Source organism: Psychromonas antarctica, from assembly GCF_022267535.1.
Lineage (GTDB): Bacteria > Pseudomonadota > Gammaproteobacteria > Enterobacterales > Psychromonadaceae > Psychromonas > Psychromonas antarctica.
The window spans coordinates 14,047-27,359 of record NZ_JAHNZV010000015.1; the positions used below are offsets into that span (position 1 = coordinate 14,047).

A 13,313-nucleotide genomic window follows, 5' to 3' on the forward strand; every position below is an offset into this window, starting at 1 on the left:
CTTTATAAAAAAGGAATTAATGTCGATGCGATAGCAACATACTTTGCTATCGCTAGCAATTAAAATCACACCTGACTGTTCAAAGAACGGATACAGGAGGAGAGTTAAATATGAGTCAAACGATAGAAGCAACTAAACCTGGGTATCCGTTATTTCAACAACCGGAATACCAAGATCTGCTGGCTAGAAAAAAAGCCTTATCAGAAGAAGCACATAGCGACGAAAAAGTACAAGAAGTCTTTGAGTGGACAACCACTCAAGCATATCAAGACTTAAACTTTGCGCGTAAAGCACTCACTGTCAATCCAGCAAAAGCATGTCAGCCTTTAGGATCTGTACTTTGTGCACTTGGTTTTGACAAAACATTACCTTATGTACATGGCTCGCAAGGTTGTGTTTCCTATTTTCGTAGCTATTTCAACCGCCACTTTAAAGAACCAATTGCTTGTGTTTCTGACTCAATGACAGAAGATGCTGCGGTATTTGGTGGTAACAAAAACATGGATGCAGGTTTAGCAAATGCCTATGCATTGTACAAACCGGGCATGGTTGCTGTTTCTACTACCTGCATGGCAGAAGTTATTGGTGATGACTTAAATGCATTTATTGCTAATGCTAAAAAAGATGGCCATATCCCAACAGACGTACCAACACCTTTTGCCCATACACCTAGTTTTGTGGGTAGTCATATCACCGGCTGGGATGGCATGTTTGAAGGCTTTTGTAATGAATTTACAAAATCCAGCATGGAAGACAAAGTGGTTGGTAGCAATAAAAAAATCAACTTAGTGACGGGCTTTGAAACTTACCTAGGTAACTACCGCATCTTGCACACTATGATGAAAGAGATGGGTATTCCTTATAGTGTATTATCAGATCCAACTGAAGTCTTAAGTACACCTGCCGATGGTGAATACCGCATGTATGCGGGTGGCACAACAGCAGAAGAGATGAAGGACGCACCCAATGCAATCGATACGCTGTTATTACAACCTTGGTCTCTGATTAAGACTAAAAAAACAGTTAAAAATCTTTGGAAACAACCTGCAAGTGCATTAAATATTCCGATGGGTCTAGATTGGACAGATGAGTTCTTAATGAAACTTAGCGAATTAACAGGGACACCTATCGCTGACTCATTAACTAAAGAGCGCGGACGTCTTGTTGATATGATGACAGATAGCCACACTTGGTTACATGGCAAAAAATTCGGTATCTATGGTGACCCTGATTACCTACTCGGTATGGTCAAATTCCTATTAGAACTAGGTTGTGAGCCGACTACTATCTTATGTCATAACGCCAATAAGAAATGGCAGAAGAACATGCAAGCGGTATTAGATGCAAGCCCTTATGGAACAGATTGCAAAATCTTTATTCAGAAAGATTTATGGCACTTCCGTTCGCTGATGTTCACTAACAAGCCTGATTTTATGATAGGTAACTCATACGCTAAATTTATTGAACGAGATACCTTAGCTAAAGGTGAAGCGTTTAAAGTGCCATTAATCCGTATTGGTTTCCCGATATTTGACCGTCATCATCTACATCACCAGACTACTTGGGGCTATGAAGGTGCGATGCAAATATTGACTACTCTAGTCAATGAAATTTTAGCCAAGCTAGATCAGGATACTAGCGTCTACGGCAAAACAGATTTCGGCTTTGATTTAATACGATAGCCTAAAAGGTTGGAGGGCGTTGCTCCAACCTTTTATTTTTAGCAAATAAGCTTACTTATTTAAGTAAGCTTTTCACTGAAAGTAAATTCAGAGAAACAATCACCCAAGGAGCAGCTAATGCCTAACATAATGTTAAGAAAACAAGACGGGATCCTGACAGGCTATATTGCCAAAAAAGATCTCGAAGCGCAGGTGACTTCTCTGGAATTTGAAGAAGAGAAGCGTTGGGGAGGAAAAATGACATTAAGCAGTGGCCATTGCTATTATTTTGAGCCTTTACCCGCCCCTCCCAGTCTACCGATCACCATCAGAATGCGCCGCGGTTAAGCACATAAATATCAACCAATACGCTATAAAGGGAGAATAATATGACAACAGTGAGCCGCAAATTACTGATAGCTTTCGCCTCAACAGATGGTAAAGCGGTTGATGGCCATTTTGGATCATGCGAAAAATTTTATATCTACCGTCTTGATGCCGAGCAAATTGACCATATTGAAGTGCGCAATGCTGAGGGGGGACGCGGAAGTGAGAAAAACAGTTTTCGAGCGCAAATAATCAAGGATTGTCAGTTGATGTTTTGCGCTTCTATTGGTGGCCCTGCCGCTGCGAAAGTGATCCGTGCAGGTATTCATCCGCTTAAAAGCAAAGATAACCCCAGTATCGATGCGCAGCTTTTAGAACTGCAGCAGCGTGTAAGCTCCGGAGCACTGCCGCCTTGGCTAGCCAAACACATGGGGCAGGAAGATTATTTTAACGAACGCTTTTCCGCTTTAGAGTAAGTACAAAGCAAAAATGTCGTGTCGGCTATCCACCATTGTATTGAATACAACATAAGTTAAACACTAAAAATCAATGAGTTAGGTAAGGAACGAATGTTGCAACAGAAACAGTAACAAACGTTATATCGTGGAGATCCTATGCGACAATCAACAATTACCGAATTACAAAATGAGCCCGCCTGTGAGCATAATAAAAAATCTAAATCAGGTTGTGCGCCGGCCACTCCGGGCGCTACAGCAGGAGGTTGCTGTTTTGATGGCGCGCAGATAACTCTTCTACCGATTACCGATGTCGCCCATATTGTCCATGGTCCTGTCGGTTGCGCGGGCAGCTCATGGGATAAACGTGGGTCGCAAAGCTCTGGACCCGAGCTGTTTCGTTTAGGGTTTACAACCGATCTCAATGAGCAAGATGTGATTATGGGACGCGGTGAAAAACGCCTCTACCATTCCATATTACAAGTCGCCAAAAAACACCAACCCGCCGCCATTTTTGTCTATAACACCTGCGTACCAGCAATGGAAGGAGACGATATTGAAGCAGTTTGCCGCAGTGCACAAAGCCATATTAAGTTTCCCGTTATCGCCATTGATGCGGCTGGATTTTATGGCAATAAAAACCTCGGTAACCGTATCGCTGGCGAACTAATGGTTGAGAAAGTCATTGGTACTGCAACGCCGGCCCCAAAACCTGAATTCGCCCTCGGCCGCGTCCATGATATTGCCCTAGTAGGGGAATACAATATTGCCGGTGAGCTTTGGCATATTTTGCCTTTACTAGACAGATTAGGACTGCGAGTTTTGGCTAATTTGTCGGGCGATTGCCGTTTTCAGGAACTACAAACTATGCATCATGCTGAAGCATTAATGCTGGTTTGCTCAAGAGCGCAGGTTAATGTTGCCCGTAAATTACACACAAAATATCAGATCCCTTGGTTTGAAGGCAGCTTTTATGGCATACGTGATATGTGTGCTGCGCTGCGTCAATTTGCCAAACTGATTAACGATCCCTCGCTTACTGAGCGTACTGAACAACTCATAAGCCAAGAGCTTGAGCAACTTAATCAAGCCTTAACGCCCTACCGTGCGCAACTAAAAGGTAAAAAAGCGCTGCTCTATACAGGCGGAGTCAAATCATGGTCGATTGTCTCCGCACTGCAAGATCTGGGCATGCAGGTAATCGCTAGCGGTACTCGCAAAAGTACAGAGGAAGATAAAGCCAGAATTCGAGAACTGATGGGCAATGATGCCATATTACTCGATGAAACCAGCCCACGAAATCTACTTGATGTGGCTTATCAGTATCAGGCCGACGTAATGATCGCCGGTGGCCGTAATATGTACACCGCCTATAAAGCGAGAATGCCCTTTGTCGAAGTAAACCAAGAGCGCGAACATGCTTTTGCTGGTTTCAAGGGGATATTGACCCTTGCGCAGCAATTATGCTTAACCTTAGAGAGTCCCGTGTGGCCGCAGGCAAAACAGCTTGCTCCTTGGTCGGCATAATAATGGCAGCTTATCCCATGTTAAGGAATAGTATATGGCACAAATAATCCCCAATAAAAAAGCGCTCGCAGAGCAACCTCTAAAAGTGGGCCAGCCACTCGGCGCAGCACTGGCTTTTCTCGCTATTGACCGAGCGATGCCGCTGATGCATGCCGCGCAGGGCTGTAGCGCCTTTGCCAAAGTTTTTCTAATACAACATTTTCATGAGCCCATTCCAATGCAATCGACAGCAATGGATCCTATCTCAACCGTGATGGGATCCGATGATAACTTAATGCAGGCTTTTACCCATTTATGCAGTACCCAGCATCCCAAATTAATAGGCCTATTAACATCCGGCCTCACTGAAGCACAAGGCTGTGATATTGAATCTTCAGTTCGCTTGTTTAAAGAAGAAAATCCTAAATATAAAAATACCGCCATTATTCCGGTCAATACGCCTGATTTTTATGGCTCGCTGGAAACCGGGTATGCGGGTGCCGTTGAGGCAATGATTAAACATTTAGTGGTAAGTAAAACGCCAAGCAGCGCGCGCCGAAAACGAGTCAATATACTGGTCAGCCATATGCTTACCCCTGGCGATATCGAGCTACTAAAAAGTTATGTTGAGGCATTTGGTTTAACCCCTGTAGTGATCCCCGATTTGAGCCTTTCCCTTGATGGATATTTAGCAGTTCAAGATTTTAATAGCCTCTCTCAAGGGGGCTGTACTGTGGAACAGATTAAAACCGTAGGGCAGGCCCTCGCCACCATAGTGATCGGTCATTCATTAGATCGAGCGGCCAGTATCTTGGTCGAACGCACCCAAATCCCCACCGAAACATTTGCACATCTGCATACGCTAGAGCAGACAGATCGTCTGATAATGTTACTTAGCCGTCTGAGTGGCCGCAAAGTCCCCGTCAATATTGAGCGAGCACGTGGACAGCTCTGCGATGCGCTGATTGATACCCATACGCAGCTTGGCGGTAAAAAAGCAGGGCTGGCCATGGAAGCAGATCATTTAAATGCATTTAGTGCGCTACTGAAAAGCGCCAATATCACATTATCGGTGATCATTGCCCCCTGCAACCAACCGCAACTGGTGTCGTTACCCATTGATAAAGTACAGATTGGCGATCTCTCCGATCTACATGTACAAGCTGCGAACGCCAAAGTAGATATCTTACTCTCTAACGCCCATGCCCAAAGCATCGCCAAAGAGATGAATATTCCACTGCTGCGTATCGGTATTCCTATTCATGATGAATTCGGCTGTTTTGCAAAATCTTTTATCGGTTATAGCGGCATCCGCAACACACTGTTTGAGCTTGCCAACCTATTACGTCATGAAGTACATAGCATTCCTGTCTATCACTCGCCATTGAAACAAGATCTCAGCCAGATTAAAGTCGGGGTTGACTATGTCTAATGCGCTAAAAATACACGAAGATGTCTTATATATCGCCTTTGCCAGCAACGAAAAGAGCCTTTTAGATGCTCATTTTGGCAGCTGTCCAAATCTTGTTATCTATCGCGTCACCGCAACCGCAAGTGCACATATCAACACGGTTCAACTGCCCCATTATGAAGGGCACAATGAGCAGAAAATAACAGATCGTTTAAACGCGCTAAGCAACTGTTTTGCGGTTTACTGCCTTGCCTGCGGGAATCCAGTACGTCAACGGCTATTGGCACAAGGTACCCGTGTAGTTATCCATCCTCAAATCAATTCTATTGCGAGTTTAATCATCGAGATCCAGGGAAATTGGCCCGGCAAAATAGCCCGTCGCCAGGCGCGGCAGTTAAGCCGGAAACAGCAGCCCGACTATTTTGCAACGCTCGCCGATGGCGCGTGGGATGAATAAGTAAGCATTTTTCATTAACAATAAAGGAGAAAAAAATGGCATATAGTACAGGAACAACCAAATCGGGTGAAAGCTGGACACCCGAATTTATAGAACACTTAGATCAGGCAAACTGCATCGGTTGTGGGCGCTGTTATAACGTCTGTACTCGGGATGTTTTTTCCCCAGAAGAGATCGACGTTGATGAAGATGATGCTGGTGATTATGATGACGATGTACGGATGGTGATGGCTGTTGCCGATGCTGATAACTGTATCGGCTGCCTCGCTTGTGTAAAAGTCTGCTCCAAAGGGTGCTTTACCCATGCTGCGCAGGCGATTTAATCTTTACAGTTAATTCCCCCTTCCATTAGCATAACATTGCGCTGCCAATAACTCTGGCAGCGCAATGTGTTAAGTTAGCTTAGATTCGACGGACATGTATATTCATGGTCTGAATCCGATACGCAATTTGTCGCGGACTCATCCCTAGCAGACGAGCAGCTTTAGCCTGTACCCAACCTGATTGCTCTAATGCTGAAATCACCCGCTGGCGATCATCAAGGTCATCATTATCCGATGCACCTACGGTAACCGCACTCACGTCAACCGAATAACCTTGCTGCCCGGCGCCGAAGGCGCTGATAGTCGATTGATTGATCATCACTACATCACGATCAATAAGTCCAGATTCACTCATTATCGATGCACGCTCAATGCAATTTTCCAACTCACGAATATTGCCGGGCCAGTTGTGCCCCATTAGCAAACGGATAGCACCGTCGCTTATTTTTAAAATCCGATTCTGCACTTTGGCAAATTTAAGCACAATAAAACGAGCCAAATCAGGCAGATCATCTAACCGTTCCCGTAACGGCGGTAACTGTATCGGCATCACATTTAAACGGTAATAAAGATCTTCACGAAAGTTGCCATTACGCACTTCCTGCTCGAGCGGTTTATTAGTGGCGGTGATAATGCGTACATCAACTTTAATTGTTTCCTGTCCTCCCACTCGTTCAAACTCTCCCTCCTGCAAAACCCGTAGTAATTTCGCTTGAAAACCAGCACTTATCTCACCAATTTCATCGAGAAATAAGGTACCGCCATCCGCCAGTTCAAAGCGCCCTTTGCGGGTTTTTACCGCCCCCGTAAAGGCACCTTTTTCATGTCCAAACAATTCACTTTCGAGCAGATTATCCGGTAATGCGGCGCAGTTAAGTTTAATAAAGGGTGCATTGGCACGTGGTGATCTATAAGCGATAGCGCCAGCAATGAGCTCTTTACCAGTACCGCTTTCACCTCTGATCAGAACCGTCGTATCAAACTTGGCTATCTGTCCAATGGTTTCAAATATTTCTCGCATAGCTGGCGTACTGCCAATCATAGAAGCAAAACTATCGGATTTTTTAGCTGTGGGTTGCAGGCTATCGTTGCGATCTTGGAGTAGCTGTTTCTCTTTTTGTACTGTGTTGGATAATCTTAATGTTTGCAATATCAGGTTCGCGACCATCTCTAAAAAGCGCGTTTTTCTAGCCAGCTCGCTTAGATCTGCACTCATAGGTTGCGCCGCCAAAACGCCAGCACGATAGGAGCTATTACCCAAGGGCACACAAATCAGCGGCAGATCATAATCATAAAGACTCAGTCTGTCTAAAAAACGCGGATCTTGCGAGACTTTAGCTATCACCTGCGTTTCGCCTTTGGTCTGCACAGCCCCCAAAATCCCCTCATTTATCCGATACTTAATTCTTGAGGCATCACGAATCACTTCCGGCGTCGCACCGTGCAGTGCCTGTACCAACATCCCTTGACGGCCCTCATTATATAAAGTCACCATACCGAATTGCATCCCAGCTAATTCATCCAGACAACTTAACATCTGTTGCAGCGTTTCCTCCATATTCAAAGAGCGACTTAAAATCACGCTGATTTTGTGTAACGCGATTAACTGTTGCTCCGCATCAAAAACTTTATTCTTACCTGAATTCGTCGCTATTGGTTCACTCATTAGCCCTCCGATTGGGCTTGTTAAGCCACTATTAATATGTAAACAATAAGCGAACTGATTTCTGTCATAAATGCAACAATTTGTCTTGATTGTTGCATTTAGCTAAGCAGCACATCCCTTTACATAAGAAATCATCTATTTTAGTAAAAAAAGATCTCTTTCAGTAAAAACCACCGCAACTTATATGCCTAAAACGAAGAATTTATAGATTCCTCATATAAACAACACAAAAAAATGATCTAAAACAAAAGAGCATAAGTTATCACGCATATTTTGCCGTTATTTCAGGCCTCTTGCAGACTTAGCGCCATCAGTGCAAAACCACCGTTTTCCTATCCTGCTCCTTTGCAGTGCGTTTTTTAATCTAAAAACGCTGAATTGGTGCGCACATCGGCTTTTTATTTATTGGCATAGTTATCGCAAAGCATATCGGTAATGAGTAATAAACAGTGCCAGTCTTTGTTCGCGCAATTTAGCAAAAAATAGAAATCAACAAGGAGAATAGAATGAGTGACTACCTACTATTACTGCTGACCACCAGCTTAGTTAATAACGTAGTACTAGCGCAATTTTTAGGCTTGTGCCCCTTTATGGGGGTATCGAATAAAGTCGGCTCTGCATTTGGTATGGGGTTAGCAACCACCTTTGTGCTCACCCTATCTTGCGCTGCGGGATGGATCTTGGATCATTATCTACTGGTGCCGTTAGAACTGGGCTTTTTACGGTTACTGAGTTTCATTTTGGTGATTGCCGTTCTCGTGCAATTAACCGAAATGATGGTCGCCTATCAAAGCCCTGAACTGCATCGTATCTTAGGAATATTTTTACCTCTGATAACCACCAACTGTGCTGTATTGGGGATTGCCCTGCTAACTATTCGTGAGAAGCTGGACTTTGTTGACGCGCTGCTCTACGGCTTTGGCTCGTCTCTGGGGTTTACCTTAGTAATCGTGCTGTTTGCGGGATTACGCGAACGAATGACTCTATGCCGAATACCAACAGCAATGCAAGGTGCACCCATTAGTTTTATTACAGCCGGCATATTAGCGATGGCATTTTCCGGCTTCACTGGCATAGCTTAAAGGAGTAAATATTATGCTGAGTTTAAATTTATTAGCTATTCCGCTGTTGGCGCTACTAATGGGACTCGCACTGAGCTTAGCAGCTCGTTTTTTTGCGAAGGAGCAAGATCCCTTAGTTGATGCAATCAGTGAACTACTGCCAAACGGCCAGTGTGGACAATGTGGCTTTCCTGGCTGTGCACAGGCAGCAATTGCAATGAGTGCTGGCGAATTGGGACCGGATTGCTGCCCACCGGGCGGACAAGCATTAGCTCAACAACTCTCTAAATTACTCGGCGTGCCGCTTCAAAAAGGCACCTCCGAAAAATGTCTCCCACAAGTTGTCGAAATTGATCCGACGCTATGTGATGGCTGTACACGCTGTTTTAAGAAATGTCCGTTTGATGCCATTGTTGGCGCAAACAAACAACTTCATGGGATATTAACGGACATCTGTACGGGCTGCGGGATGTGTGTATCGGCTTGTCCACAAGACGCCATTACCTATAAAACAGATCCTATCTTTACCTATGGTTGGGCTTGGCCCAAACCACAGCAAAACTAAAAAGAGGTGAATCCATGCTTTTTTCTCATTCCTTGATCAAAGGCGGCGTTCACCCTGAAGGGCGCAAACAACTCAGCAATGACAACGATATTATGCGTTTGCCTGCGCCTAAGCGTTTATATATTTCCCTTAAACAGCATACCGGCTTGCCTGCCACTGCGGTTGTCCGTGCAGGTGATAAAGTTATCGCCGGACAGCTTATTGCAACAGGCTCAGGCAGCAGCGCTAATCTCCATGCTCCGCAATCGGGGGTGGTACTTAAAATCGCCACCCATCGCGCCGCGATTCCCGGCGGTGGTGAAGAGTTAATGATTCATATGCTCTGTGATCCGGAGAGACAAAACAGTTCGCTTAAAGTAGATAATGACGCCAAGGATCGCGTCGCGCTAATCGATATTATCGAAGCCGCTGGCGTTGTTGGCATGGGCGGCGCAGTATTCCCCGCGGCCACAAAAATACGTTCAACCTTAAATAAGCAGATTGATACCTTGTTAATCAATGGTTGTGAATGTGAGCCCTATCTGACCTGCGATGACAAAGTAATGCGCGAGCAAAGCGTTGAGGTGATTGGGGGTATCCGCTATCTCTTACAAGCCACGGCTGCGCCCAAGGCTATTATCGGTATTGAAGATAATAAACCTGAAGCACTACAGATTTTGACCGATGCGGCCAGTGAAGATTCTAATATTGAGATAAAATCGCTACCCACCCATTATCCGATGGGATCGGCTAAACAATTTATCCAAGCCTTATGCCAGGTTGAAGTGCCTAAAGGGAAACGTTCAACTGATGTCGGCGTATTTGTACAGAATGTCGCAACCTGCGCCGCTATCTATAATGCGATTCGCTACGGTAAGCCAATGACCCATCGAGTTGTCACTCTGAGCGGTGGTGCACTTGAGAAACCGATGAATATAGAAGCGCCAATCGGCACCTTGATTTCAGAACTGGTAGCCAGCTGCGGCGGATTAAAAGGCACAGCCAGTCGAATTGTTATCGGTGGCCCAATGATGGGCCACACCATCAGTAATATGCACACCCCCATTATTAAGGGCACCAGTGGCATCTTATTTTTAGAAGAATCTGAATTGCCACAAAAAAACAGTAGTCCCTGCGTAAGTTGCGGACGCTGTGTGAGCGTTTGCCCAATGGGGTTGTTGCCCAATGCAATGGCTGAGTTAGTGGCTAATGATGATTTAGAGGCCAGCAGCGAACAGGGTTTAAATAGCTGCTTACTATGTGGTTCCTGCGCTTTTATCTGCCCTGCTTCATTACCGCTTACCCAATATTTCACCTATGCCAAAGATGAGCTTGGTCGACAACGGAAAATGGAAAATAAAGCACAGCTTGCACGCCGCCTTAATCAGCAACGCAGCGAGCGATTAGCTAAAGAAGCGACAGAAAAAGCCGCTCAGAAAGCAGCCAAAAAAGCCCAAAGAGGCGCAACTCGCCCGAAAAGAACGCCCACTACAGCTGAGCAGGAGATTTAATTATGTCAACATTATTATTAAGTGCCCCCCATATACATTCAGGGATGACAGTCAGCCGCTTAATGCGTCAGGTTATTTTAGGTTTATTGCCCGCACTGGTATTTGGGATCTACCTATTTGGCGAACAAGCACTGCTACTGGTAGTGGCCTCCATGGTCGCCGCTATTATATCTGAATGGCTCTGTCAAAAGTGCCAGAAAACCACTATAGGTCGCCTGCGTGATGGTAGCGCCATCGTTACCGCCTTATTATTGGTGATGAGTCTGCCGCCACACTTTCCCTGGTATTTAGGCGCTTTTGGAGCAGCAGTCGCAGTCATATTAGGTAAGCAAGTGTATGGCGGTTTAGGACAGAATCTATTTAATCCAGCGATGTTGGCACGCGTGGTACTGCTTATCTCTTTTCCTGTGGCAATGACTAGTTGGCCTGCGCCTGAACCGCTGTTTATCAACCTAGCTGACGCCTTCACTGGGGCGACCACTTTAGGGGCCGTAATGGAAACAGGTAGCAGTGAAATTAATACTGGCATCATTACCATGTTATTGGGTATTGCCCCAGGCAGCTTAGGTGAATCACCACTTTTGCTGCTACTCGGCGGAATATGGATGATCTGGAAAAACGTTATTGACTGGCGCATCGTGGTCAGTTTGATCATCGGCTGCTTTATCCCCTCCACCATCGCATGGCTAATCTCCCCCGATACTATTTTATCTCCACTGGCGCAGCTAAGCAGTGGTGGACTGCTGCTCGCAGCTTTTTTTATTGCGACGGATCCCGTGACCAGCCCGACCACTCCCAAAGGACGCTATTGGTACGGGTTGGGCTGCGGTTTATTAATATTTTTGATCCGTGTATTTGGGGCGTATCCCGAAGGTGTCGCTTTTGCAATTTTGTTAATGAATGCAGTCAGCCCACTGATTGAAAGCTGTACCCGTCAGCGACTTTATGGGGAGATAAAATGAAACTGATCAACGAAAAAATAAAACAAACATTGGCCTATCCGGCGCTGCTGATGGCTGGGGTAACTTTAATCGTTTGTAGTTTATTGCTGCTCACCAATAACTTAACTGAGCAACCGATAGCGGATCGACAACGAGAGGATCTGACTAAATTATTAAATCAGGTGTTGCCTAGCAGTGCTTATGATAATCAGCCACTTGATAAAAAATACCAGATAGAGATTGAGGGACAAACTTTATCTTTTTATCGTGCGACATTAAAAGAGAAAGTAAGCGCTATTGTATTATTTACAGATTCAGCAGGCTATTCAGGAAAGATATCTCTACTTGTCGCTATCACCGCAAAAGGCGAACTAAGTGGCGTGCGTGTATTGAGCCATACAGAAACGCCAGGGCTCGGTGATAAAATTGAAGTGGCAAAATCTAACTGGATTTTAAACTTTAAGGGCTTGTCACTAAAGCACCCTGATTCAACAGGATGGGCAGTAAAAAAAGATGGTGGCCAATTTGATGCTTTTACTGGTGCGACGATCACACCACGCGCTGTCGTTAAATGCATCCATTCGACACTGCAGCAGTTTAAAAATAACCGAGATGTTTTCCTACAGACAAATACAGCCGAAGAAAACATAAACAACAATTAAACAGACACCCAACATATACAAAAATATAGATTCAAGCACACAAAATAAACGGGGATAATATGCAGCAATATAACTATAAAGAGATGATAAAAAGCAACCTCTGGGATAATAATGTCGTTTTCGCCCAAATGTTAGCACTTTGCCCGTTACTTGCAGTCACTAACGGCGCCACAAATGGGCTGGGTTTAGGACTTATTACCACTGCAGTACTGTTTTTTTCGAGTTTATTAATTTCTTTAATTCGCTCATTTCTAACCCCTCAGATACGCATTCCTATTTTTGTATTGCTGATAGCATCACTGGTCACCATTGCCGATCTTGCTATGAATGCTTGGCTACATGACCTGCATAAAGTGCTCGGTTTATTTATCCCGCTGATTGTCACCAACTGCGCAATATTAGGGCGAGCAGAATCCTATGCATCAAAAAACCCCTGTTTACCAGCAATCGTTGACGGCTTAGCAACCGGACTGGGTTTTACTGTCGCCCTGCTAGTATTAGGCGGATGCCGCGAACTAATAGGTAGTGGTACTCTATTTGCTAATGCGAGTGTGCTACTAGGAAAAAGCTTTTCAATTATCGAATTGACCCCCTTCCCTGCCTATAAAGGACTTTTATTAGCCATTTTACCCGCGGGTGGATTTATTATGCTTGGATTTATCCTCGCAGGAAAACGTATTTTTGATCAGTGGCGAGCACCGCAAGCACCGCCGATCATTGCCGTTAGCAATGATTTCTCTTGCCATGTGAAATAAATAGATAAGAGCATGTCAAGTTGGTTAACAGAA

The 13,313-nt window shown here is 44.8% G+C and carries 14 protein-coding genes; 13 read left to right on the top strand and 1 reads right to left on the bottom strand.

Annotated elements, in window-relative coordinates; genetic code table 11:
- Positions 1 to 110 precede the first annotated feature (110 nt).
- The 7 genes from nifK (at position 111) to fdxB (ending at position 6,140) form a co-directional block, all read left to right on the top strand.
- Positions 111 to 1,682 (top strand): nitrogenase molybdenum-iron protein subunit beta, encoded by a 1,572-nt coding sequence (gene nifK / locus KSO91_RS06010; protein ID WP_238742049.1) that lies wholly within the window; start codon positions 111 to 113, stop codon positions 1,680 to 1,682.
- Positions 1,683 to 1,799: 117 nt separating this feature from the next.
- Positions 1,800 to 2,009, top strand: coding sequence for a putative nitrogen fixation protein NifT (gene nifT, locus KSO91_RS06015; protein ID WP_238742050.1), 210 nt, complete (start codon positions 1,800 to 1,802; stop codon positions 2,007 to 2,009).
- Positions 2,010 to 2,050: 41 nt separating this feature from the next.
- Positions 2,051 to 2,464, top strand: a complete 414-nt coding sequence (locus tag KSO91_RS06020; RefSeq protein WP_238742051.1) for a NifB/NifX family molybdenum-iron cluster-binding protein — start codon at positions 2,051 to 2,053, stop codon at positions 2,462 to 2,464.
- A gap of 138 nt (positions 2,465 to 2,602) precedes the next feature.
- Positions 2,603 to 3,970, top strand: coding sequence for a nitrogenase iron-molybdenum cofactor biosynthesis protein NifE (gene nifE / locus KSO91_RS06025; protein WP_238742052.1), 1,368 nt, complete (start codon positions 2,603 to 2,605; stop codon positions 3,968 to 3,970).
- A 34-nt stretch (positions 3,971 to 4,004) separates the two neighbouring features.
- Positions 4,005 to 5,381 (top strand): nitrogenase iron-molybdenum cofactor biosynthesis protein NifN, encoded by a 1,377-nt coding sequence (nifN, locus tag KSO91_RS06030; protein ID WP_238742053.1) that lies wholly within the window; start codon positions 4,005 to 4,007, stop codon positions 5,379 to 5,381.
- The gene (locus KSO91_RS06035; protein WP_238742054.1) at positions 5,374 to 5,817 is read left to right on the top strand and encodes a NifB/NifX family molybdenum-iron cluster-binding protein; all 444 of its coding nucleotides are present in this window, start codon (positions 5,374 to 5,376) and stop codon (positions 5,815 to 5,817) included. The genes nifN and KSO91_RS06035 overlap by 8 nt, the downstream gene beginning before the upstream one ends.
- A 35-nt stretch (positions 5,818 to 5,852) precedes the next feature.
- Positions 5,853 to 6,140, top strand: a complete 288-nt coding sequence (gene fdxB, locus KSO91_RS06040; protein WP_238742055.1) for a ferredoxin III, nif-specific — start codon at positions 5,853 to 5,855, stop codon at positions 6,138 to 6,140.
- 79 nt (positions 6,141 to 6,219) lie between these two features.
- On the opposite strand, the gene nifA is transcribed toward fdxB, so the two are convergent.
- Positions 6,220 to 7,806, bottom strand: coding sequence for a nif-specific transcriptional activator NifA (nifA, locus tag KSO91_RS06045; protein WP_238742056.1), 1,587 nt, complete (start codon positions 7,804 to 7,806; stop codon positions 6,220 to 6,222).
- 506 nt (positions 7,807 to 8,312) lie between these two features.
- On the opposite strand from nifA, the gene rsxA reads away from it, so the two are divergent.
- From rsxA to KSO91_RS06075, 6 genes are read left to right on the top strand one after another with little or no spacing between them, the layout of a single operon-like run.
- Entirely contained in the window at positions 8,313 to 8,888 is a 576-nt protein-coding gene (rsxA, locus tag KSO91_RS06050; protein WP_238742057.1) for an electron transport complex subunit RsxA, read from the top strand.
- 13 nt (positions 8,889 to 8,901) lie between these two features.
- Positions 8,902 to 9,432 (top strand): RnfABCDGE type electron transport complex subunit B, encoded by a 531-nt coding sequence (locus KSO91_RS06055; RefSeq protein ID WP_238742058.1) that lies wholly within the window; start codon positions 8,902 to 8,904, stop codon positions 9,430 to 9,432.
- Positions 9,433 to 9,446: 14 nt separating this feature from the next.
- On the top strand, positions 9,447 to 10,922 hold the full coding sequence (rsxC, locus tag KSO91_RS06060) for an electron transport complex subunit RsxC (protein WP_238742059.1): 1,476 nt from the start codon (positions 9,447 to 9,449) through the stop codon (positions 10,920 to 10,922).
- 2 nt (positions 10,923 to 10,924) lie between these two features.
- Positions 10,925 to 11,884 (top strand): RnfABCDGE type electron transport complex subunit D, encoded by a 960-nt coding sequence (locus tag KSO91_RS06065; protein ID WP_238742060.1) that lies wholly within the window; start codon positions 10,925 to 10,927, stop codon positions 11,882 to 11,884.
- Positions 11,881 to 12,525 (top strand): electron transport complex subunit RsxG, encoded by a 645-nt coding sequence (rsxG, locus tag KSO91_RS06070; RefSeq protein ID WP_238742061.1) that lies wholly within the window; start codon positions 11,881 to 11,883, stop codon positions 12,523 to 12,525. Before KSO91_RS06065 ends, rsxG begins: the two co-directional genes overlap by 4 nt.
- A gap of 59 nt (positions 12,526 to 12,584) precedes the next feature.
- A complete protein-coding gene (locus tag KSO91_RS06075; protein WP_238742062.1) occupies positions 12,585 to 13,280 on the top strand; it encodes an electron transport complex subunit E in 696 nt (231 codons plus the stop codon).
- Positions 13,281 to 13,313 lie beyond the last annotated feature (33 nt).